Origin of the sequence: Paracidovorax citrulli (assembly GCF_900100305.1) — a bacterium.
GTDB lineage: Bacteria > Pseudomonadota > Gammaproteobacteria > Burkholderiales > Burkholderiaceae_C > Paracidovorax > Paracidovorax citrulli.
This window is the reverse complement of the sequence record NZ_FNEY01000022.1, coordinates 59,787-86,134: the sequence shown is the minus strand read 5'-3', so window position 1 is coordinate 86,134 and position 26,348 is coordinate 59,787. Positions and strand designations below refer to the sequence as shown.

The window sequence follows — 26,348 nt, the reverse complement described above, 5'->3', positions numbered from 1 at the left end:
AGCGCGACGGCATCTCCAATGCCGCGGCGACCGCATCGAATACGCAGCCTCGGGCTGCTTGATCGACGCGACAACTACCTTGACATGCTCCGGTCCCCTCACTATCCCACTGAGCTGGCAATGAAGCTGTCCGGTCTCAAGAACGTGCCCTGCATCCTCTGGTGTCTCGCGCTGAATGCTTGCGTGGTACTGGGCTGGTATGCAACCAAGCCAACGCTCTTCAACAGCTACAACAGCCCCCGCTACGTCTATCGGCTGGAGCTCTATCACGCCTCCCTGTGGCAGCGCATCATCCATTACGATCAGAAGGCTCCTTTCATTGTCCGGCTGCACCGCGTTGATCCCAAGGAACTGCTGGGCGAAAGCCAGGTGGTCGATCTTTGGAGCGGGATCGATATCGACTGGCAACTCGATCCGCTGGTGCAAACCAACAAGGTCTATGTGGGCAGGGACGTCATCTTCAGAAACATCCCTCCGGAATGCACGGAAGCGGCACAGCTACAGGGTTGTCCTAACACCAAGCCTTGACGAACGCTTCCTGTGGCACCACATCGCACGCAGTGGTAATGAAGCTTCCCAACCTCAAGAACGTGCCCTGCATCGTCTGGTGCCTGGGCCTGAATGCGTTGTTCCTGGCGGGGTGGGCTCTTGCAACGCCCACCTTCGCAGATGCCGAAAACAGCCCGCACCGGGTGTACCGCCTGGAGTTCCACAAAGCCTCTTTTCTGCAGCGCATCACCCACCCGAGCTTCAAGATGCCCTATGTGGTTCGGCTGTATCGCATTGAGCCCAAGACCTTGCTGGGCCAGAGCGAAGTGGTCGATCTCTGGTTGAACGGCGAAATCCACTGGTATCTGGACCCGCCCGTCGAACTGAGCCGCGTGCACGTAGGCCAGGATGTCACCTTCGAGAACATTCCACGGGAATGCACGAAAGAGGCGCAGATACCGGGCTGCCCTGATACCAAGCCGTGAAGATTGCTCCCAGGGTATGCATGAATCGCGCGTCCACTGCTGATCCCAGTGCAGTAATGATGAAACTGTCCAACCTCAAGAACGTGCCCTGCACCATCTGGTGGCTGGCGCTGAGTGCCTGCTTGGGGCTGGTCTGGTATGTGATTACGCCCACGCTTTTCATGACCTACAACAGTCCGCACGCTGTCTATCGACTGGAAATTCACCGCGCATCGCCATGGCAGCGCATCGTGCATCGCGACCAGGAAGCCCCGGCCATCGTCCGCCTGTACCGGGTTGATCCCAAGGAACTCCTGGGTGAAAGCAAGGTGGTCGATCTCATGGATGGCAGCGGGATCGACTGGCAACTCGACCCGCCTGTGCAAGCCAACAAAGTCTATGTGGGCCCGGGGGTAGTTTTCGAGAACATCCCGTCGGAATGCACTGCGGCAGGGGACATACCAGGTTGCCCCAACACCAAGCCCTGACGATCGCTTCCCATGGCACTACATCGCGCAGAGCGGCAATGAAGCTCTCCCACCTCAAGAAAGTGCCCTGCATCGTCTGGTGCCTGGGCCTGAATGCGTTGTTCCTGGCGGGGTGGGCTCTTGCAACGCCCACCTTCGCAGATGCTGAAAACAGCCCGCACCGGGTGTACCGCCTGGAGTTCCACAAAGCCTCTTTCCTGCAGCGCATCACCCATCCGCGCTTCAAGATGCCTTACGTGGTGCGGCTGTATCGCATCGAGCCCAAGACCTTGCTGGGCCAGAGTGAAGTGGTCGATCTCTGGCTGAATGGCGAAATCCAATGGTATTTGGACCCGCCGGTTGACATGAACCGCGTAAGTGTCGGTCGCGATGTGCTCTTCGAAAGCATCCCCTCGGAATGCACGACAGAGGCGCAGATACCGGGTTGCCCCAGCACCAAGCCCTGAACCTCACAACAACACGATGTCGTACTGCTCCTGCCCCAACCCGCTCTCCGCCTGCAGCGATATCGGCTTGCCGATGAAATCCGACAAGCCCGCCAGATGCTGGCTCTCCTCGTCCAGGAACAGCTCCACCACCTTGGCGGAGGCAACCACCCGGAACTCGCGCGGGTTGAACTGGCGGGCCTCGCGCAGGATCTCGCGCAGGATGTCGTAGCAGACGCTGCGGGCGGTCTTCACGCTGCCTTTGCCCTGGCAGTGCGCGCAGGGTTCGCAGAGCATGTGGGCCAGGGATTCGCGGGTGCGCTTGCGCGTCATCTCGACGAGGCCGAGCTGCGAGAAGCCGCCGGTCATGGTCTTGACGCGGTCGCGCGCGAGCTGCTTGCGGAATTCGGCCAGCACGGCGTGCTGGTGGTCTTCCCGCGCCATGTCGATGAAGTCCGCGATGATGATGCCGCCCAGGTTGCGCAGCCGCAGCTGGCGGGCGATGGCCTGGGCGGCTTCCAGGTTGGTCTTGAAGATGGTGTCGTCGAAGTTGCGCGCGCCGACGTAGCCGCCGGTGTTCACGTCGATGGTGGTGAGCGCCTCGGTCTGGTCCACGATGAGGTAGCCGCCGGATTTCAAATCCACGCGCCGGCCCAGGGCGCGGGCGATTTCTTCGTCGATGCCGTAGAGGTCGAAGATGGGCCGCTCGCCCTTGTAGAGCTGCAGCTTGGGCACGGCCGCCGGGGTGAACTCTCGGCCGAAGGCCTGCAGCAGGGCGAACTGCTCGCGCGAGTCGATGCGGATGCTGGCGGTTTCCTCGCCCACGAGGTCGCGCAGCACGCGCTGCAGCAGGTTCAGGTCCTGGTGCAGCAGCGAGGCCGGCGGCTGGCGCATGGCGGCCTCCTTGATGCGCGCCCAGGTCTTGCGCAGGTAGGCGATGTCCTCGGCCAGTTCCGCGTCGGACGAATCCTCGCCATTGGTGCGCAGGATGAAGCCGCCGCCCCCGCCCGTGGCCTTGTCGCCCACCAGGGCCTGCAGGCGGGCGCGCAGCGCATCGCGCTCGGCGGCCGGGATCTTCTGCGACACGCCCACGTGGTCGTCCTGCGGCAGGAAGACGAGCAGCCGCCCGGCGATGCTGATCTGGGTGGACAGCCGCGCGCCCTTGGTGCCGATCGGGTCCTTGATGACCTGCACCATGAGCGCCTGCCCCTCGAACACCTGCTTCTCGATGGGCAGCGGCGGCTCGCCCTTGCGCGCGAACATGGGTGCCTCGCCGCCCTCCTGCCGGTGCCACACGTCGGCCACGTGCAGGAAGGCCGCGCGCTCCAGCCCGATGTCGATGAAGGCGGACTGCATGCCCGGCAGCACGCGCGAGACCTTGCCCAGATAGACGTTGCCCACCAGCCCCTGCTCCAGCGTGCGCTCCACGTGCAGCTCCTGCACGGCGCCGTGCTCGACGACGGCGACGCGGGTTTCCTGGGGGGACCAATTGATGAGGATGTCTTGTTGCATGGCGGGCGGCGCGGGTCGAGGGCGGGCGGGATGGGAGCAGGTGCTCGGGAACCGATGATGCCTCAACGGCCCCCCGTTCGCCGGGAACGGGATTCACGCCCTGCCCCGGCCTGTGCCCCGGGGCCCGGCCACCTTCAGCCGGGCATGCCGGCCTGCCGCAGCAGTTGCGCCGTCTCGAACAGCGGCAGGCCCATGATGCCGGTGTAGCTGCCGGCGATGCGCTCCACGTAGCGGGCGGCGGGACCCTGGATGCCGTAGGCGCCGGCCTTGCCCAGCGGATCGCCGCTGGCGGCGTAGGCCGCGATCTGCTCCGCGGTCATCGGCGCGAAGCGCACCTGCGATACCGACAGCGCCGCGTGGCGCGCGCCGCCCGGCACCTGCACGGCCACCGCGGTGAGCACGCGGTGGGTGCTGCCGGACAGGCGCGCGAGCATCTGCCGCGCATGCGCCTCGTCCTCGGGCTTGCCGAGGATGTCGCGGCCCAGGGCCACGGTGGTGTCGGAGCACAGGATGGGCGCGGGCTCCAGGCCGCGCCGCGCATGCCGCGCCACGGCCGCATCCAGCTTGAGGCCGGTCACGCGCTGCACGTAGCGCGCGGGCGCCTCGCCGGGCCGGGGCGCCTCGATGGCCTCGGCGTCTTCCACGACGGCGTCGCCATCGGCGTTGGGCAGCAGCAGCACGTGCCGCACGCCGATCTGGTCGAGCAGCTGGCGGCGCCGCGGGCTCTGGGAGGCCAGGTACACGAAGGACGGCGCGGTGGCCTGCGTGGCGGAGGTGGTGGAGGCGGCGGAGGAAGGGGAGGATGGGTTCGGTTTCACGGCGGCAGGATAGCGGATGCCGGCGTCGCTTCGCGCAGCGGTGCATGGCATCGGATGGCCGCGCGGGCAAGTGGCCGGCGGGCGCGAAGATGCCGGGCATGTCCGAAGGTCTGCCCAGCTTCCACACCGAGCGCCTGCGCCTGCGCCCCGTCGTCCTGGAGGACGCCCCTGCCCTGCTCGCGATGAGCGATGCCCGTGCGCCGGGCACCTGGATCGGCTATGCGCCGCTGGCCGACCTGGAGGCCGCCCAGGTGTTCGCCGCGTGGATGGTGATGGTCGGGCGCAAGCCGGTGCCCGACATCTGCTGGGCGATCGAGCGGCGCGATGTGCCGGGCCTGATCGGGCTCTGCCAGCTCAAGGGCTGGGACCCGGTGGAGCGGACGGCGCAGGTCGGCTACGAGATCGCCCGCCCCCACCAGCGGCACGGCTTCATGCGCGAGGCGCTGGAGGCGCTGCTGCGCGGCTGCTTCCAGGGCTTCGGGCTGCGGCACCTGGATGCCCATGTGCATGCGGACAATGCCGCCTCCCTGGCGCTGCTGCGGCATGCGGGCTTCGTGCTGCAGGGCGAGCTGCCCGGGGGGGAAACCTGCGGCGGAACGACGCATGCGATGCAGGTCTGGCGCCGCTGCGCGGAGGCTATTCCCGGTGGTAGGGATGGCCGGCGTTCACGGACCACGCACGGTAGAGCTGCTCGATCAGCAGCACCCGCACCATCGCATGCGGCAGCGTGAGGTCCGAGAGGCGGATGCGCTCGTGCGCGGCCTGGCGGAAGGCCGGGTCGAGCCCGTCCGGACCGCCGATGACCAGCGCCACGTCGTCGCCGCCCAGCTGCCAGTCCTTGAGGCGGGCGGCCAGGGCCTTGGTGGTGAGCGAGGTGCCGCGCTCGTCGAGCGCCACCACGCGCGTGCCGCGCGGAATGGCGGCCTCGATGCGCTCGCGCTCGGCGGCGTAGAGGGTTTCCAGCGTCTTGGAGCCGCGCGGCTCGGTCTTGACGGCCTTGAGTTCCACCTTCAGTTCGGGCGGGAACCGCTTGGCATAGTCCTCGTAGGCGGTCTGCGCCCAGTCGGGCACGCGCTGGCCCACGGCCACGATGAGCAGCTTCATCGGTCAATGCTACGCGGGCGGCATGCCCGCCTGCCTGCTCACTCAGCCGGCCTTCTTGCGGGCCGGGGCCTTCCTGGCGGCAGCCTTGCGCGGAGCCGCCGGCGCCTTCGCGGCAGCGGACTTCGCGGCGGGCTTGCGGGCCACGGGCTTCACGACCACGGTCTTCACCTTCGGTGCCGCGGACTTGGCTGCGGGCGACTTGCCGGCGGCGGCTTTCGCAGGTGCCCTGGCGGGGGCCTTGGCCGGAGCCTTGGCGGCAGCGGCCTTCGCGGGCGCGGCCTTGCCGGCAGCCTTCCTGGCGGGAGCCGGAGCGGGGGCAGCGGCGGCGGCCTTGCCGCGGCCCGGCTTGCGTGCCGGCACTTCCGCTTCGGCCGCCGCGGCCTTCTTGCGCGGCGCGGCTTTCTTCTTCGCGGGCGCGGCATCGCCGGATTCGGCGGCCTTCACGGGCTTGGCGGCACCGAGCTTCAGGCGCACCGGCGTCTCGCCCCAGATCTCTTCCAGGCGGTAGTACTGGCGGATGGCCGGCTGCATGATGTGGGCCACGGCGGCGCCGCAGTCCACGATGATCCATTCGCCGTTGTCCTCGCCCTCGGTGCGCGGCTTGGGGAAGCCCGCCTCGCGCACGGCGTCGCGCACGCTGGCGGCCAGGGCCTTGGTCTGCCGGTTGGACGTGCCCGACGCCACGATGACCCGCTCGAAGAGCGGCGACAGCTTCTCGGTGTTGAACACCTGGATGTCTTGCGCCTTGACGTCCTCCAGGCCATCGACGATGGCGCGCTGGAGTTTCGTGACGTCCTTCTTGGCGGCGGATTCCGAACGGGTGGAGGTGGTCATCAGGGACGGGAAGTGTTGGGGGTGAGAGGCAATATAGCGCGCAACACGCGCGGGAGCCAATGGAGCCCTGCGGGCACGCGATGCGCCAGCGCAGCGGGGTTGGAGGGTGTTTCCTGCCGGGTACCTTGGCGAGGCGGACGCAGGCAGCTATTGAAATTATAGCTTTGCGCCCTCCACGGGGGCATGCGGCGGCGGCTCACAGCCAGTCGCGCCGCACGAGGAAGCGACGCGTCAGCTCGGCTTCGGGCGTGCCCGGGGCGTCCTGCCGCTGGTAGGCCCAGCCCGCCAGGGGCGGCATGGACAGCAGGATCGACTCGGTGCGCCCGCCGGACTGCAGCCCGAAATGCGTGCCGCGGTCCCAGACGAGGTTGAACTCGACGTAGCGGCCGCGCCGGTAGCACTGGAAGGAGCGCTCGCGGTCGCCGAAGTAGATGCCCTGGCGCCGCTGCACGATCGGCAGGTAGGCGCCCAGGAACGCATCGCCCACCGACTGCATCATCGCCAGGCTGCGGTCGAAACCCAGCTCGGAGAAGTCGTCGAAGAAGATGCCGCCGATGCCGCGCTGCTCGTCGCGGTGCTTGAGGTAGAAGTATTCGTCGCACCAGCGCTTGAAGCGCAGGTAGAGCCCTTCGCCGAACGGATAGACCGCGTCGCGGCAGCTGCGGTGGAAATGCACCGCGTCTTCCTCGAAGCCGTAGTAGGGCGTGAGGTCCATGCCGCCGCCGAACCAGCACACGGGCGGCTGCCCGTCGCGCGCGGCGGCGATCATGCGTACGTTCATGTGCACCGTGGGCACGTAGGGGTTGACCGGGTGGAACACCAGCGACACGCCCATGGCCTCGAACGGCGCGCCGGCCAGCTCGGGCCGGTGCTGCGTGGCCGAAGGCGGCAGCGCGGCGCCGCGCACGTGCGAGAAGCCGCAGCCCGCGCGCTCGAACACGCGCCCGCCCTCGAGGATGCGGGTGACGCCGTCGCCCTGCAGCGGCTCGCCCGGGGCCTTGCTCCACGCGTCGGAGAGAAAGCGCGCACCGCCCTGCCCCTCGACGCTCTCGACCGCGTTGGTGATGCGCGACTGCAGGTCCACCAGGTAGGCGCGCACGCGCTCGGCCGCATCCGGCGGCGGCGCGGAAACGCCCGGGGCGCGCCCCGGTCCGGAAGCCGTGGCCATCAGCTCTTCACCGCCCGGTGGCCGATGTCGCGGCGGTACTGCGCGCCGTCGAAGTGGATGCCGCGCGCCACGTCATAGACGCGCTGCTGCGCCAGCTTCACGCTGTCGGCCAGCGCCGTCACGCAGAGCACGCGGCCGCCGGTGGTGCGCACCACGCCGTCCTGCAGCCCGGTGCCGGCATGGAACACCATGGCGTCGTCGGCATCCGCCGGCAGGCCGGTGATGGCGTCGCCCTTGCGGGGGCTTTCCGGGTAGCCGTGGGCGGCCATGACGACGCCCAGCGCGGGGCGGCGGTCCCACTGCAGTTCGACCTGGTCGAGCTTGCCGTCCACGCCGGCGCCCAGCACGTCCACCAGGTCGCTCTTGAGGCGCATGAGGATGGGCTGGGTCTCGGGGTCGCCCATGCGGCAGTTGAACTCCAGCGTCTTGGGATGGCCCTTGGCGTCGATCATCAGGCCGGCGTACAGGAAGCCGGTGTAGGGGATGCCATCCTTTTCCATGCCGCGGATGGTCGGCAGGATGATCTCGCGCATGGCGCGCGCATGCACGTCGGCCGTGACCACCGGTGCGGGCGAGTACGCGCCCATGCCGCCCGTGTTGGGGCCCTGGTCGCCGTCCTTCAGGCGCTTGTGGTCCTGGCTGGTGGCCAGCGCGGCGACGTTCTTGCCGTCGCACAGCACGATGAAGCTCGCTTCCTCGCCTTCGAGGAACTGCTCGATCACCACGCGCGCGCCGCCTTCGTTGTGGCTCACGCCGTACTTGTTGTCCACGAGCATGAAGTCCACCGCGTCGTGGGCCTCCTGCGCGGTCATGGCCACGACCACGCCCTTGCCGGCGGCCAGGCCGTCGGCCTTGACCACGATGGGCGCGCCCAGGCGGTCGATGAAGGCATGGGCCAGCGCCGGGTCGGTGAAGGTGTCGTAGTCGGCCGTGGGGATGCCGTGGCGGCGCATGAAGGCCTTGGAGAAGGCCTTGGAGCTTTCCAGCTGCGCGGCGGCCTTCGTGGGGCCGAAGATGCGCAGGCCGTGCGCGCGGAACTCGTCCACCACGCCGGCGGCCAGGGGCGCCTCCGGGCCGACCACGGTGAGCTGGATCTTCTGCTCCTGCGCCCAGGCGCGCAGCGCGCGCACGTCGGTCAGGGGAATGTTTTCGAGCTTGGAATTGAGGGCGGTGCCGCCGTTGCCGGGGGCCACGTAGACCTTGATGACCTTGGGAGACTGCGAGAGTTTCCAGGCCATTGCGTGTTCACGGCCGCCGCCTCCGATGACAAGAACTTTCATGGGGTGTCCGGGTGCCTCGTCGGTCAGAGCGCGGCGTTGTGATAAACCTCCTGCACGTCGTCGAGGTCCTCGATCACGTCCAGGAGCTTCTGCATGCGCTCGGCGTCCTCGCCGGCCAGGTCGATGGTGACGTCGGGGCGCATGGTCACGTCGGCGGCGTCGGGCGTCAGGCCCGCGGCCTCCAGGGCGTTCTTCACGGCCTCGAAGTCGCCGGGCGCTGTGAGCACCTCGATGGCGCCGTCCTCGTCGGCCACCACGTCTTCGGCGCCGGCCTCCAGGGCCACTTCCATGACCTTGTCCTCGCTGGTGCCGGGGGCGAAGATGAGCTGGCCCACGTGCTTGAACTGGAAGGCCACCGAGCCTTCCGTGCCCATGTTGCCGCCGTACTTGCTGAACGCGTAGCGCACCTCGGCCACGGTGCGCACGCGGTTGTCGGTCATCGTGTCCACGATGATGGCCGCGCCGCCGATGCCGTAGCCTTCGTAGCGGATTTCCTCGTAGGTCAGGCCTTCGGCATTGCCGGTGGCCTTGTCGATGTTGTATTTGATGCGGTCGGCCGGCATGTTGGCGGCCTTGGCCTTGTCGATGGCCAGCCGCAGGCGCGGGTTGGCCGAGACGTCGCCGCCGCCAGCGCGCGCGGCGACGGTGATTTCGCGAATGATCCGGGTCCAGATCTTGCCGCGCTTTTCATCCTGCCGCCCCTTGCGGTGCTGGATATTGGCCCATTTGCTGTGTCCTGCCACAGGGAGTCCTTGCTGTTGTGTCTATCGATTAATCTAGGGAACCTCTGCACGAATCACCGCGCCGTGTGCATGTACGCGCACTTTCCGCCCGATCCGTCCAGGGGTTCCCGAGCGATTGCCGCGATTTTACTTTTGACTCTCCCCAGCCATGGCCGAACCGATCCTGATTGCGAAGCACGACACCGCCGAATGCCACCTGCTGCCCGCGCTGGCCAACCGCCACGGGCTCATCACGGGTGCCACCGGCACCGGCAAGACGGTCACCCTGCAGACCCTCGCCGAGGGGTTTTCCCGCACCGGCGTGCCGGTGTTCATGGCCGACGTGAAGGGCGACCTGACCGGCATCAGCCAGCCCGGCCGCATCGGCGAGAAGATGGCCGCCACCCTGGCCGAGCGCGGCCTGCCCCCGCCGGAGCCCCTCGCCTGCCCCACCACGCTCTGGGACGTGTTCGGCGAGCAGGGCCACCCCGTGCGCGCCACCATCTCCGACATGGGGCCGCTGCTGCTCGGCCGCATGCTGGGCCTGAACGAGACGCAGCTGGGCGTGCTCAACATCGTGTTCAAGATCGCCGACGACAACGGCCTGCTGCTGCTCGACCTGAAGGACCTGCGCGCCATGCTCGCCCACGTGGGCGAGAACGCGAAGGAGTTCACCACCGAGTACGGCAACATCAGTGCCGCCAGCGTGGGCGCCATCCAGCGCGGGCTGCTGCAGATCGAGGCGCAGGGCGGCGACAGGTTCTTCGGCGAGCCGATGCTCGACATCAACGACCTGATGCAGACGGTGGACGGCCGCGGAGTGGTGAACATCCTCGCGGCCGACAAGCTGATGCAGTCGCCGCGCCTCTACGCCACCTTCCTGCTCTGGATGCTGTCGGAACTCTTCGAGCAGCTGCCCGAGATCGGCGACCCGGACCAGCCGAAGCTGGTGTTCTTCTTCGACGAGGCCCACCTGCTCTTCAACGAGGCGCCCAAGGTGCTGGTCGAGCGCATCGAGCTGGTGGTGCGGCTGGTGCGATCCAAGGGCGTGGGCGTGTATTTCGTGACCCAGAACCCGCTGGACATTCCCGACAGCGTGCTGGCCCAGCTCGGCAACCGCGTGCAGCACGCGCTGCGCGCCTTCACGCCGCGCGACCAGAAGGCCGTGAAGGCCACGGCCACCACCATGCGCCCGCAGCCCGGGCTGGACATCGAGGCCGCCATCACCGAGCTGGCGGTGGGCGAGGCGCTGGTCAGCCTGCTGGACGCCAAGGGCCGCCCCGTGCCCACCGAGCGCGTCTTCGTGCTGCCGCCCGGCAGCCAGATCGGGCCGGTCACCCCGCAGCAGCGCCAGGCGCTGATGGCGCAGTCGCTGGTGGCGGGCGTCTATGAAAAGACGGTGGACCGCGAATCGGCCTACGAGAAGCTCAAGGGCCGGACCGAGGGCGCTGCCGCCGCCGCGCCCGGCCAGGCCAGGACCGGCACCGCCGACCCTGCGGGCACGGCCGATGGCGGCGGCCTGCTCGGGGGCCTGAACGACGTGCTGTTCGGCACCACGGGTCCGCGCGGCGGCCGGAAGGACGGGCTGGTGCAGACCATGGCCCGCTCGGCCGTGCGCACCATGGGCACCTCGCTGGGCAAGGAGATCCTGCGCGGGGTGCTGGGCAGCGTGTTCGGCGGACGCAAGCGCTAGGAGCACCGGCGCGCGTGCGCCGCGCCCGGGACAGCGCGGCGGCCGCCCCGCAGCCGGGTGGATCAGAGCAGGTTGACCGGGATCTTCAGGTAGGCCGTGCCGTTCGCTTCGGGCGGGGGCATATGGCCCGCCCGGATGTTCACCTGGACCGCGGGCAGCATGAGCGCCGGAAGGTTCAGCGTCGCATCGCGCTCGGTGCGCATCGCGACGAAGTCATGCGCGGCGATGCCGTCGCGCACATGGATGTTCGATGCCCGCTGCCGCGCGACGGTCGTGCGGCACTGGGCCTGCCGCCCCGCGGGCGGATAGTCGTGGCAGAGATAGAGCAGCGTCTCGGCCGGCAGCGCCAGGATGCGCCGCACCGACTGGAACAGCGTGCGGGCATCGCCGCCGGGAAAGTCGCAGCGCGCGGTGCCGACGTCGGGCATGAACAGCGTATCCCCCACGAAGACCGCATCGGGCCCCGCGGCGGGATCGGTGATCCGGTAGGCGACGTCGGCGGGGGTGTGGCCGGGCACGTGCAGGGCGGCGGCCTGCAGGCGCCCGATGGAAAACGTCTCGCCATCGGCGAACAGGTGGCCGAACTGCGAGCCGTCGGTGGGCAGGTCGGTCGCGTTGAAGATGCCGCGGAATTCCCGCTGGACCTGCGTGATTCCGGCGCCGATGCCCACCAGCCCGCCGAAGCGCTTCTGGAGCCAGGGCGCCGCCGAGAGATGGTCCGCATGGGCGTGGGTTTCCAGCAGCCAGTCCACCCGCAACCCCTTGGCCGCGATGTGGGCGGCCACGGCCTCGGCGGGCCCTGGGTCGGTGCGTCCTGCCTTCTGGTCGAACCCCATGACGGGATCGATGACCGCGCAATGGCCGGCGCCGTCGTCCACCACGTACGAGAACGTGGAGGTGGCGCTGTCGAAAAAATGCTGGACGGAAAGGGGCATGGCGCTTCCTCGTTGGGAAGCAATATTTTATACAATGAAAGATATTTCATTCAATAAAACATCCGGAGACTCCATGCACACCCCATCTCCCCTGCCGGAAGCAAGGCTTGTCGCGCATCTGTTCGACCAGGCATCGCAGCCCCCGTCACCGGCCACGCGCGAGCGCCTGGCGCAGGCGCTGCTGGACTGGACGACCGCCGGCCTGGCGGCGCTCGACCTGCCCGCCGCGGCCACGATGCGCGGCATCGCGATGGAGGTGTCGCCCGGCACGGGCCCGTCCCGCGTGTTCGGCGGCGCGGCCGCGCATCCGGTGGGGGCGGCCTTCGCCAATGCGGCCATCGCTCACCTGCGCGAGATCGACGATGCCCACCGCGCCGCGATGCTGCACCCAGGGGTGGTCGCCGTCACGCCCGTGCTCGCGCTGGCCCCGGCGCTGGGCCTCACCCGCGCCCAGGCGGCCCGCGCGGTCATCGCCGGCTACGAGGTCGCGTTGCGCCTGGGCGAGGCATTGGGCGCGGGGCACGCGGGGCTGTTCCATGCCACCGCCACTGCCGGCGCCGTGGGTGCCGCGGCAGCGGCGGGGATGGCGATGGGACTGGAGCCGGACCGCCTGCACCACGCGCTGGGCATCGCCGCCACCCAGGCGGCCGGCCTCTGGCAGTTGGTGGACGACGGGGCGCACGCAGCGAAGTCGCTGCATCCCGCGTTCGCCGTGCGCAACGGCATGGCGGCGGCCAGCGCGGCGCGCGCGGGCATGCCGGGCGCGCAGGCCTTCTTCACTGGGCGGCGCGGGATGTACGCGGCGCTGTCGGGCAACGGGCCGCTGGACGCGGTGGATGGCGGGCTCGATGCGCCCGGGCGCCTGCACACCGCCACCATCAAGGCATGGCCCGCCTGCGCCATGCTCTTCACGCCCCTGGATGCGACCCGGGCGCTGATGGTGGAGCACGGCATCACGGGCGCCGATGTGCAGTCGCTGCGCATCGAGGTGTTTCCGCATGCCCTCAAAATCGCGGGCGTGCACTGGCCCGCGAAGCCGGCGGAAGCGAGCTTCTGCCTGCGCTATGTGCTGGCGGTGCTGCTGCACAAGGGGGCGCTGGGCATCGCCGACACCGAAGCGCCGCAGCCCGATTCCCCCGCGCTGCGCGCGCTGGCCGATCGCATGGAAGTGGTGCCGTCGGACGTGTTCCAGCAAGCGTTCCCGCGGCGCCGTCCGGCCCGTGTGACGGCGACGCTGCAGGGCGGCAGGCAGGTCAGCGCCTACCGCGAACTGCGCCGCGGCGACCCCGAAGACCCCTACACCTGGGCCGGCCTGCAGCAGCGCATGCGCGACTTCGTGCCCGCGATGGACGATGCCGCGGCAGCCGCCATCGTGGCCTGGTGCGAAGCGTTCACGGACCCCGCGCGCGACCCGCAGCCGTGCGCGCCCGCCGCCGCGCTTTTCGCAAGCGCGCCGGCCCGGGGCCCGTCAACCGGCCCTAGCCCTGCCAGCCGCGCGGAGGCCGGCTGCTGAAGCCCTGGGCCTGCAGCGCGCTGCGCACCACCTGCACGGCGCGCCGCTGGGCCGTGGCGCTCTGCCGGGGCGCGATGCCGATCACGACCACGGCACCCAGGAAGCTGCCGTCGCTGTCGAAGACCGGCACGGCCACGGAGGCGATCTGGGGCACGCGCTCCTCCCGCGTCATGGCGAAGCCGTCGCGGGCGATGGCCTCGGCCTGCGGCGTTTCGCTGCCCGTGAAATGGCGCAGCACGTGGGATGAGGAACCGCCCGCGGTGAGCGGAATGCGCGCGCCCACCTCCACATGGTGGCGCACCTCGTTGCGACTGTTCTCGCGGTACAGGCAGACGCGCTCGTCGCCGTCGCGCACGTAGAAGGCCACCGTCTCGCCCGTTTCCTGCATCACGGCCTGCAGCGCCGGCTGCAGGCGCGCGCCGATGTCGAAGGTCTGCCGGTACAGCATGCCCATGTGCAGCAGGGCGGGCCCGGGCGCGTAGTCGCCGTTGTCGAAGCGGTGGACCATGCGGGAGCGCACCAGCACGCCGAGGAGCCGCAGCGCGGTGGCCTTGTCCAGCCCGGTCCGCTCCGCCACGTCGCGCAGCGGCAGACGCAGGCTGTCTTCGTCGAAACACTCGAGGATGGCGATGCCGCGTTCCAGCACCCCGGAGGGTGGACGCGGCGGCTCGGCGGAAGGCGTGGGCCGGGATTCGGTTCGGGAAGCTTTCATGGCGGGAAGGCAATGCCCGTGCATCCGGGCTGCCACCGTTGACAGCGCCGGACGACCAGGCCTATAGTTTTAATAACTGAAATGTATTTCATTCATTGAAATACCGCAAGCCAATCAACGCCCCCTCCATTGCCGCGCCACCGATGGTAGCGGCCGACCTGCACCGACATGCGCGCCACCGTGACCGATCCCTCCCTGCCCGCCACGCTGGCCGCCATCGTGGGCGCCACGCACGTGCTCACCGCCCCGGAAGACATGGCCCGCTACGAGGCCGAATGGCGCGGCACCTACCCGGGCGCTGCGCGCGCCGTGGTGCGGCCCGCCACGACCGGCGAGGTGTCCCGCGTGGTCGCCGCGTGCGCCGCCGCCGGCGCGTGCATCGTGCCGCAGGGGGGCAACACCGGCCTGGTGGGCGGCTCCACCCCGGACGACTCCAGGACCGAGGTGGTGCTGAGCCTGGGGCGCATGCGCGCGGTGCGCCGCAGCGACCCGCTGGACAACACGCTGACGGTGGAGGCCGGCTGCACGGTGCTGGCCGCGCAGGAGGCGGCGGCGTCCGTGGGCCGGCTGTTCCCGCTGTCGCTGGCCTCGGAAGGCAGCGCCACCGTGGGCGGCGTGGTGTCCACCAACGCGGGGGGCGAGCAGGTGCTGCGCTACGGCAATACCCGCGACCTGGTGCTGGGCCTGGAGGCGGTGCTGGCCGACGGGCGCGTGCTGAACCTGCTGGGCGCGCTGCGCAAGGACAACACGGGCTACGACCTCAAGCAGCTCTTCATCGGTGGCGAGGGCACGCTGGGCATCGTCACCGCCGTCACGTTCAAGCTGTTCGCGCGTCCGCGCAACGTGGTGACGGCATGGGTGGCCGTGCGCGACCCGCAGGCGGCCGTGGAGCTGCTGTCGCGCCTGACCGATGCGGTGGGCGAGCGCGTCACCGCCTTCGAGCTGATCGGCGACGGCCCGCTGGGCCTGGTGCTGCGGCACGGCACGGCCGGCATGCGCTGCCCGCTCGGCGAGGTGCCGGCATGGTCGGTGCTGTTCGACGTGTCCGAGGTGTCGGCCCGGATGGATCCCGCCCCCGCGGTGGAAGACGTGCTGGGCGCGGCGATGGAGGACGGGCTGGTGCAAGACGCCGCGCTGGCCGCGTCGGACAGCCAGGCCCATGCCTTCTGGGCGCTGCGCGAGCATGTGCCCGAGGCGCAGCGGCTGGAGGGTCCGTCGATCAAGCACGACATCGCGGTGGCGATTTCGCGCATTCCGCAATTCATCGGCGAAGCCGGCGCGGCGCTGCAGGCCTTCATGCCCGGCGTGCGCATCGTGTGCTTCGGCCACGTGGGCGACGGCAACCTGCACTACAACCAGAGCCTGCCCCCGGGCATGGCGCCGGCGGATTTCCGCGCGCAGGAAGACGCGATCCACGACATCGTGCATGCCACGGCCGCCCGGCTGGGCGGTTCGATCTCGGCCGAACACGGCATCGGCCGCCAGAAGCAGCAGGCGCTGCTGCACTACAAGAGCCCCGTCGCCCTGGAGGCGATGGCGCGCATCAAGCGGGCCATGGACCCGCGCAACACATTCAACCCGGGCCGCATGCTGCCGCGCGCGCTCGTGGAAGCCACCGCGTCCCTTTCCGACCACTGAACCCCGACACTTCGACAGGACACCCATGCCCGTTTCCGTATTCGACATGCAGTCGCTCCAGCACCTCTGGGGCACCGACGAGTTGCGCACCATCTTCGGCGAAGAGAACCGCGTGCAGAAGTGGCTCGATTTCGAGGCCGCGCTGGCCGCGGCCCAGGCCGAGATGGGCATCATCCCCGCGGCGGCCGCCAGGGAGATCGCAGAGAAGGCCCGGGTGGAGAACATCGACATCGCGAAGATGTCGGCCGAAATCCGCCGCATCAAGCATTCGCTGGTGCCCGCACTCCGGCAGCTCCAGGCCGCCTGCTCCAGGGAGAACGGCGAATGGGTGCACTACGGCGCGACCACGCAGGACGTGGTGGACACCGGCGTGGCGCTGCAGCTCAAGGAATTCCACGCCGTGGCGATGCGCGACCTGCAGGCCGTGGGCCGGGAGCTGGCCCGCCTGGCCGTGGCGCACCGCGACGTGCCCATGGCCGGCCGCACGCACGGCGTGCAGGCGCTGCCCATCACCTTCGGCCACAAGTGCGCGCTGTGGCTGGACGAGCTCGGCCGCCACCACGAACGCCTGGTGCAGGCCGCGCCGCGCGTGCTGGTGGGCATGCTGGCGGGCGCCGTCGGCAGCCAGGCGTCGCTGGGCCCGAAGGCCATCGAGCTGGAGGAGCGCATGCTGGGCAAGCTGGGCCTGGGCGTGCCCGCGATCAGCTGGGCCCCCGCGCGCGACCGCTTCGCCGAATACACGAACCTGCTCGCCATGCTCGGCAGCACGCTTTCCAAGATCGGCAACGAGCTGTTCAACATGCAGCGCAACGAGTTCGGCGAAGTGGAGGAAGGCTTCTCGGAGGGCAAGCTGGGCTCCTCCACCATGCCGCACAAACGCAATCCCACGTCCGCCGAGAACCTGGCGGGCCTCTCGCGCCCGCTGCGCTACAACGCCGCGATGATGGTCGAGGGCATGGTTTCCGAGAGCGAGCGCGACGGCATCGCCTGGAAGATGGAATGGAAGGCCGTGCCCGAGTGCTGCATGATCGCCGGCGCCATGCTGTTCCAGGCGAAGAACCTGCTGGCGGGCCTGAAGGTCAATGCCGACGTGATGGCCGCCAACCTCGACAAGATGCGCGGCTACCTGCTCTCCGAACGGGTCATGCTGGAACTGAGCGAACGCGTGGGCAAGCAGACCGCGCACGAATGGATCTACGAGGCTTCCATGCACGGCATCACCCACAAGCTCGGCTTCGCCGACGCCATGCGCCAGCACAAGGGCCTGGGCGAGCTGCTGACCGACGCGGAAATCCAGGACCTGACCGATCCCGCGGGCTACCTCGGCCAGTGCGGCGCCTCGGTGGACCGCGTCGTCGCCGCGCAGAAGTCCTGGCTGGACTGACCTGCGCCCCCCCGGCGGAGGCGGGACCACCCGCCCCGCATTCCTGCAAGGAGACAAGACCCATGTTCGATACCCTTCCCCGCCGCCGGCTCGGCGCGCTGGCCCTGGCCTGCGCCGCCACCTGGGCCTGCGCGGCCCCGGCGCATGCCGCGTTCCCCGAGCAGCCCATCAAGCTGGTCGTCGGCTTTCCGCCGGGCGGCGGCGGCGACCTCTACGGCCGCCTCATCGCCAACGCCATGGGCAAGACCATCGGCCAGACGGTGATCGTGGAGAACCGCGCGGGCGCGGGCGGCAACATCGCGGCCGACACCGTCGCCAAGGCCAGGCCCGACGGCTACACCCTCCTGCTGGCGATGAGCGGCAACCTGGCGGTATCGCCGGCCGTCAAGCCGCAGAGCATTCCGTACAAGGCCCCGGACGATTTCGCGCCGGTCGGCCTGATCCTCGAGGCGCCGCACGGCCTCTTCGTGGGCCACAACTCGCGCTTCACCTCGGCGCGTGCCCTGCTGGACGCGGCCAGGAAGGAAAAGCTCAACTTCGCGTCCACCGGCACCGGTGCCGCCGCCCACATCGGTATGGAGATGGTCAAGCAATCCGCGGGCGTGGAGATGCTGCACGTGCCCTACAAGGGCTCGGGCCCGGCGATCACCGACCTGCTGGGCGGGCAGATCGACAGCTTCTTCGCCACGGCCTCGCCCCTGGTCGGCCAGGTCCGCCAGGGACAGCTGCGCCTGCTGGCGATCACCGGCGGCCAGCGCAACGCCGCCATCCCCGACGTGCCGACCTTCAAGGAACTGGGCGTGAACGTTCCCGTCACCCAGTGGTACGGTCTGGTCGCGCCGGCGGGCACGCCCCGGCCCGTGCTGAAGGTGCTCTCCGAGCACCTGAGCCGGGCGCTCGCGACACCCGAAGTGCGCGACGCCATCCGCAAGGACGCGGCCACCGAGCGCGACCTGCCGCTGGACGCCTTCCGGCAGTTCATCGTCGAGGACATCGCCCGCTACAAGGCCGCCGTCACGCCCGCGCTCCTCCAGGAGATCTCCCAGTGAGCGCCGCCGGCGCACGGCAACAACCCGAGGACATTCCCATGGCATACGACACCCTGATTTCCGCCGCGGAGCTGGCGGCCGCCCGCGAAGCGGGCACCCCGCTGCTGGTGCTGGACTGCAGCTTCGAACTCTCCAGCCACGATGCCGGCCGGCAGGCCTACGACGCGGGCCACATCCCGGGCGCGCGCTACGTGCACCTGGAACATGTGCTGTCGGCGGAGAAGACCGGCACCAACGGCCGCCACCCGCTCCCGGGCCGCGAGGCCTTCGCGCAGGCGATGGCCTCGCTGGGCGCGCAGGACGACACCCAGGTGGTGGCGTACGACAACGCCGGCGGCATGTACGCGGCGCGCCTGTGGTGGATGCTGCGCTGGGCCGGGCACCGGGCCGCGGCCGTGCTCGATGGCGGCATGGCCGCCTGGAAGGCCGCGGGCCAGCCGGTGTCCACCGAGGAGCCGGCCCCGCCCTCCGCGGGCCGCTTCGCCCTGCGCACGCCGCTGGTATCGACGCTGGACTACGAGGACGTGAAGGCCAACATCGGCACCGGCCGGCGCCTGGTGCTCGACGCCCGCGCGCCCGACCGGTTCCGCGGGGAGAACGAGACCATGGACCCGATCGGCGGCCACATACCGGGCGCGAAGAACCGGCTGTTCAAGGACAACCTGGGTGCCGATGGCCGCTTCAAGCCCGCCGCCCAGCTGCGCGGCGAGTTCGACGCCGTCACCGGCGGCCGCCCGGCGGCGGAGATCGTTCACCAGTGCGGCTCGGGCGTCACGGCCTGCCACAACCTGCTGGCCATGGAGGTCGCCGGGCTCCCGGGCGCGGCGCTCTACCCCGGCTCCTGGAGCGAGTGGAGCGCCCAGCCGGGCGCGCCCATCGCCACGGGCGCGGCTTGACCACGGGAAACACCATGGCACGCAAACGCTCTCTCTGGCGGCTGGCCGCCGCCGCGGCCGCCACGGCCGCCTGGATCGGCTTTGCCGGTCCCGCCCTCGCCGCCTACCCCGAGCAGCCCGTCCGGCTGGTCGTCGGCTTCCCGCCGGGGGGCGGCGGCGACCTGTACGGACGCACCATCGCCCAGGCCCTGTCCAAAACTATCGGCCAGACCGTGATCGTGGACAACAAGGCGGGCGCGGGCGGCAACATCGCGGCCGAGAGCGTGGCCCGCGCCAGACCCGACGGCTACACGCTGATCCTGGCGATGAGCGGCAACTTCGGCAGCGCCGTGGCGCTGCGCCCCAACCTGCCCTACAAGGTGCCGGACGATTTCGTGCCGATCGCGCAACTGGTGGAAACCCCCTTCGGCCTGATGGTGGACGGCAACTCTCCCATCCAGACCGCCCGGCAGTTCATGGCCGAGGCCAAGGCCCGGCCCGGGAAGATGACATACGCGTCCACCGGCACCGGCGGCGCCGCGCAGATCGTGATGGAAATGGTCAAGCAGAAGGCCGACGTGGACATTCTGCACATCCCCTACCGGGGATCGGGTCCGGCGCTCAACGACCTGTTCGGCGGACAGGTGTCGAGCTTCTTCGCCCCCTACACCCCGCTGATGGGCCAGATCGCGGGTGGCAAGATCCGGCTGCTGGCGGTCAGCACCCGCAAGCGCATTCCGTCCCTGCCGGACGTACCGACGCTGCAGGAATCGGGCATCGACGTGGTGATGACGCAGTGGTACGGCCTGGCCGCGCCCGCCGGCACGCCCCGGGAGGTGACCGACCACATCGGCCGCGCGGTGAAGGAAGCCATGAAGGACCCGGAGCTGCTCAAGGTCTATCGCGCGGACGGCGCGCAGGAGTCGCACCTGATGGGCAAGGCCTTCGGCGACTTCATCGTGCAGGACATCGCCAACTACCGGCGGGCCGTCGAGAAGGGCCACCTCAAGGCCGAGTGAGAACAGCATGCGCACCGACACACCCCGCTTCCAACCGCACAGCTCCCACTGGGGCGTGTTCTCCGCCGCCTGGGACGGCCAGACCCTCTCCGTCCAGCCGCACCCGGGCGACCCGGACCCCAACCCGCTGATCGACAACCTGCCGGCCGCGCTGCGGCACCCGGTGCGCGTGGCCACGCCCATGGTGCGCCGCGGCTGGCTCGAACGCGGCCCCGGGCCCGATGCGATGCGCGGCAGGGACGACTACGTGCCCATGCCCTGGGACGAGGTGCTGGACCTGCTCGCCGCAGAGCTGCGGCGCGTGAAGGACCGGTACGGCGCCGGGGCCGTGTTCGGCGGCTCCTACGGCTGGTCGAGCGCCGGGCGGTTCCACCATGCGCAGAGCCAGGTGCACCGCTTCCTCAACACCACGCTGGGCGGCTACGTGCGCTCGGTCAACAGCTACAGCGCGGGCGCCTCCGGGCCCATGCTGCCCCACGTGATCGGCACCATGGAAGAAGTGGCGCGCCGCAACGTGACCTGGGAACAGATCGTGGAGCACACCGACGTCGTGCTGGCCTTCGGCGGCATGGCGCTCAAGAACTCGCGCGTGGCCTCGGGCGGCATCAGCCGGCACGTGGAACGCGATGCCATGCGCAGCGCCGCGGCCCGGGGCTGCCGCTTCGTCTCCATCAGCCCGATCCGCAGCGACCTTCCGGACGAAGCCGCCTTCGAGTGGCTGGCCCCCGTGCCGAACACCGACACCGCGATGATGCTCGGCCTGGTGCACCAGATCGTGAGCGACGGCGCGCACGACCGCAGCTTCCTGGCCCGCTGCTGCGACGGCTGGGAAACCTTCGAGGATTACCTTCTGGGCCGCGGCGACGGCGTGCCCAAGAGCTGCGCATGGGCCGCCCCCATCTGCGGGCTGCCGGAGCGGCAACTGGTGGACCTGGCGCGCTCCCTCGTGGGCAAGCGCGTGCTGGTGGTGGTGGCGCATTCGCTGCAGCGTGCCGAGCATGGCGAGCAGCCCGTGTGGATGGGCGCCGTGCTGGCGGCGGCGCTCGGCCAGCTGGGCCTGCCCGGCGGCGGCTACAACTATGCGCTCGGCACGCTGGCGCACTACGGCAAGCGCAACAACGCCGTGCCCGCGGCCGCCTTGCCGCAGGGCACCAACGGCATCCAGGCATTCATTCCGGTGGCCCGCATCAGCGACATGCTGCTCCACCCCGGCCAGCCCTTCGACTACAACGGGCAGCGCCACACCTACCCGCACATCCGCCTGGCCTACTGGGCGGGCGGCAACCCCTTCCACCACCACCAGGACCTCCACCGCCTGGCCGAGGCCTTCCGCCAGCTCGAGACCTTCGTCGTGCACGAGATCGCCTGGACCGCCACCGCCCGCCATGCCGACATCGTGCTGCCCTGCACCATGACGCTGGAGCGCGAGGACATCGGCGCCACGCCGACGGACCCGCTGGTGGTGGCCATGCACCGCGTGGCGGAACCGCACGGCCTGGCGCGCGACGACTACGACATCTTCTGCGACCTGGCGCGCCGCCTCGGCGGGCTGGAGGCCTTCAGCGAGGGCCGCGACACCCGCCAGTGGCTGGCCCATCTGTACGAACACACCCGCGCCGGGCTGGAGGCCCTCGGGCACGAGGCCCCCGGCTTCGACGCGTTCTGGGAGCGCGGTGAACTCACCCTCCCGCAGAAAGAGGACGACGGCGGCGTGCTGCGGGCCCTGCGCGAAGACCCCGTCGCCAATGCACTGAAAACGCCCAGCGGCAAGGTGCAGATCAGTTCGCCCACCGTAGCGGCCTTCGGCTACGCGGACTGCCCCGGCCACCCCGCCTGGCTGCCGCCCCGCTACAGCCCCACGGCGGAACACCCGCTGTGGCTCGTGGCCAACCAGCCGGCCTCCAGGCTGCACAGCCAGCTCGACTTCGGCGGCCACAGCCAGTCCACCAAGCGCCGCGGCCGGGAAGTCTGCACGCTGCATCCGGACGCGGCCCGTGCCCGGGGCATCGCGGATGGCGACATCGTGAGGATCTTCAACGAAGTCGGCGCCTGCCTGGCCAGCGCCCGCCTCGACGCCGGCATGCGCAGCGACGTGGTGCAACTGCCCACGGGCGCATGGTACGACCCGGTGCCGGACGCCGGGGGGCGCTCCCTGTGCGTGCACGGCAATCCGAACGTGCTGACGCGGGACATCGGGACCTCCTCGCTGGCGCAGGGCTGCGCGGGGCAGCTGAGCACCGTGCAGGTGGAGCGCTACACCGGGGAGCTGCCGCCGATCCGGGCGTTCGACCCTCCCGCCGCCTGCGAGCGGCCGGGCCAGGGCGCGCAGTCTCCGGCGGGCTCCGCCCTCCGTTGAAAGGACGGCCCGCGCAGTGCGGGGCTTTCGCGCACGGCCCCTGCGGCGCGCGGGCAAGCCGGCTACAGTGGCCCGCTACCCGTTCCCTGGAGCCCACAGCATGATCGACCTGCACTACTGGACCACCCCCAACGGCCACAAGATCACCATGTTCCTGGAGGAGGCCGGCCTGCCCTACCGCGTGCTGCCCGTGAACATCGGCCGCGGCGAGCAGTTCCGGCCCGGGTTCCTGCGCATCGCGCCCAACAACCGCATCCCGGCCCTCGTGGACCACGATCCGGCCGGCGGCGGCGAGCCGGTCTCCGTCTTCGAATCCGGCGCCATCCTGCTGTACCTGGCCGACAAGACCGGCCGGTTCATTCCGCAGGACCTGCGCGGCCGCACCGAGGCGCTGCAGTGGCTGTTCTGGCAGATGGGCGGCCTGGGCCCGATGGCAGGGCAGAACCACCATTTCACGCAGTACGCGCCGGAGCCGGTGCCCTACGCCATCGACCGCTACGTGAAGGAGACCGCGCGGCTCTACGGCGTGCTCGACAAGCACCTTTCGGACGGCCGCGAATACATCGCCGGCAGCTATTCGATCGCCGACATGGCCTGCTACCCCTGGATCGTGCCGCACGAGAAGCAGCGCCAGGACCTGAAGGATTTCCCGCACCTCGCGCGCTGGTTCGGGCGCATCGCCGAGCGCCCCGCCACCGTGCGGGCCTACGACGTCGCGAAGTCGGTCAACACCGCGCCCACGGTGGACGAGGACGCCAGGAAGATCCTGTTCGGGCAGGACGCCGGCACGGTGCGACGCTGACCGTGCTGGCCGGCGCCCGGCGCACCCCGCGCGGCCGCCGTCGCGCAGGTGACGGCCGGCCGCGCCGCATCCCGCCTAGAGTGCGCCGCATGACCGACACCGCCGCCCTCACCTGCTTCCGCCTGACCGTCACGGACCACGTCGCGCACCTGGTGCTCGACCGCCCGGACGCGCTCAACACCATGCACCCCACCTTCTGGCGCGAGCTGGACACGGCGCTCGCGCGGATCCACCGCTCGGGCGATGCGCGGGCGCTGGTCATCAGCAGCACCGGCAGGCACTTCTCGGCCGGCATGTCGCTGGACACCTTCGGCGGCGCCGTCGCCATGGACGACCAGAGCCCGGAAGGCCGCGCCGCCATCTTCGACCTGCTGACCGACATGCAGGCCACCTTCACCCGCATCGAATCGCTGCGCATCCCGGTCATCGCCGCGATCCACGGCGGCTGCATCGGCGGCGCGGTGGACATGGTGACGGCCGCCTGCATCCGCTACGCCACCGAGGACGCCTTCTTCTGCATCCAGGAGATCAACATCGGCATGGTGGCCGACGTGGGCACGCTGCAGCGCCTGCCCAAGCTGATCCCGCTGGGCATCGTCAAGGAACTGGCCTACACCGGCCGCCGCCTGCCCGCCGCCCGCGCCCTGGCCTGCGGGCTGGTCAACGAAGTGTTCGCCACGCAGGAGGCCATGCTGGAAGCAGCCCTGGCCTGCGCGCGCGAGATCGCCGCCAAGCCGCCGGTGGCCATCTGGGGCACCAAGCAGGCCGTGCATTACGCACGCGACCACTCCGTGGACGACAGCCTGCGCCAGATGGGCTGGCTGCAGGGCACGGTGTGGAGCAACCGCCACGTGGGCGAGGCCGTGGGCGCGATGCGCGAGCGGCGCGCGGGCGACTTCCCTGATCTGGCGCCAGTGCAGCGCTTCAGCGAACTGGGCTGACCCGGCCGGAGGGCCCCCGGCGGCCGGATCCGGCGGACGCAGAAAACGGCCTGGCCGGTCTATGATGCGGCAACCTTTTTCCGGACACCGCACACGCTTCGCGAGGACGCTCCATGGAAACGCATTCCCCGGCCCCACCCACCTACGACGACGTGGCCGCCGCCGCCCGGCGCCTGGCGGGCATCGCCCACCGCACGCCCGTGCTGCGCTCCAGCACCGCCGACGAGGCCCTGGGCGCCCAGCTCTTCTTCAAGTGCGAGAACCTCCAGCGCATGGGGGCCTTCAAGTTCCGGGGCGCCTACAACGCCCTCGTGCAGCTGGACGCCGCCCAGCGCGAGCGCGGCGTGCTGGCCTTTTCCTCCGGCAACCATGCGCAGGCGATCGCGCTCTCGGCCCGCCTGCTCGACATGCCCGCGGTGATCGTCATGCCCGAGGACGCGCCCGCCTCCAAGATGGCCGCCACGCGCGAATACGGCGCCCAGGTGGTCACCTACGACCGCTTCCGCGAAGACCGCGAGGCCATCAGCCGGCGCCTGGCGGAGGAGCGCGGCATGGTGCTCGTGCCGCCCTTCGACCACCCCCACGTCATCGCCGGCCAGGGCACGGCCGCGGTGGAGCTGCTGGAAGACGTGCCCGGGCTGGACTATCTCTTCGTCTGCCTGGGCGGCGGCGGCCTGCTGTCGGGCTGCCTGCTCGCGGCCGAACAGCTGGCACCGGGCTGCAAGGTGGTCGGCGTGGAGCCGGAAGCCGGCAACGACGTGCAGCAGTCGCTGCGTGCCGGGCACATCGTGCGCATCGAGACGCCCCGCACCATCGCCGACGGCGCGCAGACCCAGGCGCCCGGCGAGGTCACCTTCCCGATCATCCGGCGCCTGGTGCACGAGGTCGTCACCGTGGCCGACGCGCAGCTCGTCCAGGCGCTCCGGTTCTTCGCCGAGCGCATGAAGATGGTCGTCGAGCCCACCGGGGCGCTCGCGCTGGCGGGCGCGCACCACGGCGGCATCGACCTGCGGGGCGCGCGCGTGGGCATCGTGGTCAGCGGCGGCAACGTCGATCTGCCGCGGTATGCGCGGTTTCTGGCAGACTGAAGGGTTGTCTCCTTTTTCCCCTCCCTTTCCCACGCCCATGAGCACCGAGAACCCTTCCGGCAACGTCCACGTCATCACGCACCCGCTGGTGCAGCACAAGCTGACCCTCATGCGCCGCAAGGACGCCAGCACCAACAGCTTCCGCCGCCTGCTGGGCGAGCTGAGCACCCTGATGGCCTACGAGATCACGCGCGACATGCCGCTGTCGGACATCGAGGTCGAGACGCCGCTGGAGACCATGACCGGCAAGGTCATCGACGGCAAGAAGCTGGTGCTCGTCTCCATCCTGCGCGCGGGCAACGGCTTCCTGGACGGCATGCTGACCGTGGTGCCGGGCGCCCGCGTCGGCCACATCGGCCTCTACCGCGACCCGCAGACGCTGCAGCCGGTGGAGTACTACTTCAAGATGCCCTCCGAGATGGAAGAGCGCGACATCATCGTGGTGGACCCGATGCTGGCCACCGGCAACTCCGCCGCGGCCGCCGTCGCCAAGCTCAAGGAACTCAAGCCGCGTTCGGTGAAGTTCATGTGCCTGCTGGCCGCGCCCGAAGGCGTCGCCACGCTGCAGAAGGCGCACCCGGACGTGCCCATCTTCACCGCCGCGATCGACCGCGAACTCAACGACCACGGCTACATCCTGCCGGGGCTGGGGGATGCGGGGGACCGGATTTTCGGCACCAAATGATGAAGATGGCCTGAGCCGCCCGCGATAGGCCAGCGCGCACGGGCATGCCGCGCGCTGCAGTGCGCGGACCGATCCTCTCGCGCCCGCCGGGGCGGTTCGCGAGAGGGTCCTGGCCGCCGGCGATCAGGTCCAGTGGGTCGCGATCACGTTCGACAGGCTGCTGCGGTAATCGGGAGGCAGCGTCGTCTGCCCAGCGGCCGGAGGCGCGAAAGCCGCCATGCCAGCAGTTCCAACTGGGTAATGGAAAGGCGGCGGACACCCGGCAGGTCATGTCGGCTTCCGCGGCAAGGCACTGCCCGGCGCCTTGCTGTTCGCGTTCTTCGATGCGCTGCAACTGCGCCTGCAGCAGGCCCG

At 70.1% G+C, this 26,348-nt stretch carries 26 protein-coding genes; 17 read left to right on the top strand and 9 right to left on the bottom strand.

Annotation, left to right across the window (positions count from 1 at the left end; genetic code table 11):
- The first annotated feature begins 120 nt into the window (after positions 1 to 120).
- From BLR99_RS15215 to BLR99_RS15200, 4 genes are read left to right on the top strand one after another with little or no spacing between them, the layout of a single operon-like run.
- Entirely contained in the window at positions 121 to 528 is a 408-nt protein-coding gene (locus BLR99_RS15215; protein ID WP_011796263.1) for a hypothetical protein, read from the top strand.
- A gap of 38 nt (positions 529 to 566) precedes the next feature.
- Positions 567 to 974: a hypothetical protein gene (locus tag BLR99_RS15210; protein ID WP_017438148.1), complete on the top strand. Its 408-nt coding sequence runs from the start codon at positions 567 to 569 to the stop codon at positions 972 to 974.
- Positions 975 to 1,033: 59 nt separating this feature from the next.
- Positions 1,034 to 1,441: a hypothetical protein gene (locus BLR99_RS15205; protein ID WP_046060170.1), complete on the top strand. Its 408-nt coding sequence runs from the start codon at positions 1,034 to 1,036 to the stop codon at positions 1,439 to 1,441.
- Between the two features lie 38 nt (positions 1,442 to 1,479).
- Entirely contained in the window at positions 1,480 to 1,887 is a 408-nt protein-coding gene (locus BLR99_RS15200) for a hypothetical protein (RefSeq protein WP_017438146.1), read from the top strand.
- A gap of 3 nt (positions 1,888 to 1,890) precedes the next feature.
- Here BLR99_RS15200 and rng read toward each other — a convergent pair whose 3' ends face one another.
- A complete protein-coding gene (rng, locus tag BLR99_RS15195) occupies positions 1,891 to 3,378 on the bottom strand; it encodes a ribonuclease G (protein WP_017438145.1) in 1,488 nt (495 codons plus the stop codon).
- Positions 3,379 to 3,512: 134 nt separating this feature from the next.
- Positions 3,513 to 4,247 (bottom strand): Maf family protein, encoded by a 735-nt coding sequence (locus tag BLR99_RS15190; protein ID WP_074687340.1) that lies wholly within the window; start codon positions 4,245 to 4,247, stop codon positions 3,513 to 3,515.
- Between the two features lie 47 nt (positions 4,248 to 4,294).
- On the opposite strand from BLR99_RS15190, the gene BLR99_RS15185 reads away from it, so the two are divergent.
- On the top strand, positions 4,295 to 4,927 hold the full coding sequence (locus tag BLR99_RS15185) for a GNAT family N-acetyltransferase (RefSeq protein WP_046060169.1): 633 nt from the start codon (positions 4,295 to 4,297) through the stop codon (positions 4,925 to 4,927).
- Here the strand turns inward: BLR99_RS15185 and rlmH are convergent.
- The 5 genes from rlmH to BLR99_RS15160 form a co-directional block, all read right to left on the bottom strand.
- A complete protein-coding gene (gene rlmH / locus BLR99_RS15180) occupies positions 4,833 to 5,300 on the bottom strand; it encodes a 23S rRNA (pseudouridine(1915)-N(3))-methyltransferase RlmH (protein WP_011796269.1) in 468 nt (155 codons plus the stop codon). The genes BLR99_RS15185 and rlmH overlap by 95 nt on opposite strands.
- A 42-nt stretch (positions 5,301 to 5,342) precedes the next feature.
- Positions 5,343 to 6,134 carry a ribosome silencing factor gene (gene rsfS, locus BLR99_RS15175; RefSeq protein ID WP_046060099.1) on the bottom strand — a complete coding sequence of 264 codons (792 nt, stop codon included), beginning with the start codon at positions 6,132 to 6,134 and terminating at the stop codon, positions 5,343 to 5,345.
- Positions 6,135 to 6,330: 196 nt separating this feature from the next.
- Entirely contained in the window at positions 6,331 to 7,302 is a 972-nt protein-coding gene (hemF, locus tag BLR99_RS15170) for an oxygen-dependent coproporphyrinogen oxidase (protein WP_011796271.1), read from the bottom strand.
- Positions 7,302 to 8,582: a phosphoribosylamine--glycine ligase gene (gene purD, locus BLR99_RS15165; protein WP_046060098.1), complete on the bottom strand. Its 1,281-nt coding sequence runs from the start codon at positions 8,580 to 8,582 to the stop codon at positions 7,302 to 7,304. Before purD ends, hemF begins: the two co-directional genes overlap by 1 nt.
- Positions 8,583 to 8,605: 23 nt before the next feature.
- Positions 8,606 to 9,325: a YebC/PmpR family DNA-binding transcriptional regulator gene (locus BLR99_RS15160; RefSeq protein ID WP_017439486.1), complete on the bottom strand. Its 720-nt coding sequence runs from the start codon at positions 9,323 to 9,325 to the stop codon at positions 8,606 to 8,608.
- Positions 9,326 to 9,473: 148 nt separating this feature from the next.
- Here BLR99_RS15160 and BLR99_RS15155 point away from each other — a divergent pair, with 148 nt between their 5' ends.
- Complete coding sequence (locus BLR99_RS15155; protein WP_046060097.1) at positions 9,474 to 10,997, top strand: helicase HerA-like domain-containing protein; 1,524 nt, start codon at positions 9,474 to 9,476, stop codon at positions 10,995 to 10,997.
- 62 nt (positions 10,998 to 11,059) lie between these two features.
- Here the strand turns inward: BLR99_RS15155 and BLR99_RS15150 are convergent, their stop codons facing one another.
- Positions 11,060 to 11,932 (bottom strand): MBL fold metallo-hydrolase, encoded by an 873-nt coding sequence (locus BLR99_RS15150; protein ID WP_017438864.1) that lies wholly within the window; start codon positions 11,930 to 11,932, stop codon positions 11,060 to 11,062.
- Positions 11,933 to 12,005: 73 nt separating this feature from the next.
- Here BLR99_RS15150 and BLR99_RS15145 point away from each other — a divergent pair, with 73 nt between their 5' ends.
- On the top strand, positions 12,006 to 13,445 hold the full coding sequence (locus BLR99_RS15145; RefSeq protein ID WP_048857717.1) for an MmgE/PrpD family protein: 1,440 nt from the start codon (positions 12,006 to 12,008) through the stop codon (positions 13,443 to 13,445).
- Here BLR99_RS15145 and BLR99_RS15140 read toward each other — a convergent pair.
- The gene (locus BLR99_RS15140) at positions 13,411 to 14,157 is read right to left on the bottom strand and encodes an IclR family transcriptional regulator (protein ID WP_116212356.1); all 747 of its coding nucleotides are present in this window, start codon (positions 14,155 to 14,157) and stop codon (positions 13,411 to 13,413) included. The two genes, BLR99_RS15145 and BLR99_RS15140, sit on opposite strands and share 35 nt — an antisense overlap.
- Before the next feature lie 168 nt (positions 14,158 to 14,325).
- Here BLR99_RS15140 and BLR99_RS15135 point away from each other — a divergent pair, with 168 nt between their 5' ends.
- The 10 genes from BLR99_RS15135 (at position 14,326) to upp (ending at position 25,994) form a co-directional block, all read left to right on the top strand.
- Positions 14,326 to 15,795: an FAD-binding oxidoreductase gene (locus tag BLR99_RS15135; protein ID WP_046060095.1), complete on the top strand. Its 1,470-nt coding sequence runs from the start codon at positions 14,326 to 14,328 to the stop codon at positions 15,793 to 15,795.
- Positions 15,796 to 15,820: 25 nt separating this feature from the next.
- Complete coding sequence (gene purB, locus BLR99_RS15130) at positions 15,821 to 17,179, top strand: adenylosuccinate lyase (RefSeq protein ID WP_046060094.1); 1,359 nt, start codon at positions 15,821 to 15,823, stop codon at positions 17,177 to 17,179.
- 62 nt (positions 17,180 to 17,241) lie between these two features.
- A complete protein-coding gene (locus tag BLR99_RS15125; RefSeq protein ID WP_011796280.1) occupies positions 17,242 to 18,228 on the top strand; it encodes a Bug family tripartite tricarboxylate transporter substrate binding protein in 987 nt (328 codons plus the stop codon).
- A gap of 38 nt (positions 18,229 to 18,266) precedes the next feature.
- Entirely contained in the window at positions 18,267 to 19,124 is an 858-nt protein-coding gene (locus BLR99_RS15120) for a sulfurtransferase (protein WP_048857716.1), read from the top strand.
- 14 nt (positions 19,125 to 19,138) lie between these two features.
- Complete coding sequence (locus BLR99_RS15115) at positions 19,139 to 20,122, top strand: Bug family tripartite tricarboxylate transporter substrate binding protein (RefSeq protein ID WP_011796282.1); 984 nt, start codon at positions 19,139 to 19,141, stop codon at positions 20,120 to 20,122.
- A gap of 7 nt (positions 20,123 to 20,129) precedes the next feature.
- Positions 20,130 to 22,478 carry a molybdopterin-dependent oxidoreductase gene (locus BLR99_RS15110; RefSeq protein ID WP_017438888.1) on the top strand — a complete coding sequence of 783 codons (2,349 nt, stop codon included), beginning with the start codon at positions 20,130 to 20,132 and terminating at the stop codon, positions 22,476 to 22,478.
- A gap of 100 nt (positions 22,479 to 22,578) precedes the next feature.
- A complete protein-coding gene (locus tag BLR99_RS15105; protein ID WP_017438887.1) occupies positions 22,579 to 23,280 on the top strand; it encodes a glutathione S-transferase N-terminal domain-containing protein in 702 nt (233 codons plus the stop codon).
- Between the two features lie 89 nt (positions 23,281 to 23,369).
- Positions 23,370 to 24,221, top strand: coding sequence for an enoyl-CoA hydratase-related protein (locus tag BLR99_RS15100; protein WP_011796285.1), 852 nt, complete (start codon positions 23,370 to 23,372; stop codon positions 24,219 to 24,221).
- A 113-nt stretch (positions 24,222 to 24,334) separates the two neighbouring features.
- Entirely contained in the window at positions 24,335 to 25,309 is a 975-nt protein-coding gene (locus BLR99_RS15095) for a threo-3-hydroxy-L-aspartate ammonia-lyase (RefSeq protein WP_011796286.1), read from the top strand.
- A gap of 37 nt (positions 25,310 to 25,346) precedes the next feature.
- The gene (upp, locus tag BLR99_RS15090) at positions 25,347 to 25,994 is read left to right on the top strand and encodes a uracil phosphoribosyltransferase (protein WP_013594476.1); all 648 of its coding nucleotides are present in this window, start codon (positions 25,347 to 25,349) and stop codon (positions 25,992 to 25,994) included.
- Positions 25,995 to 26,348: the final 354 nt, after the last annotated feature.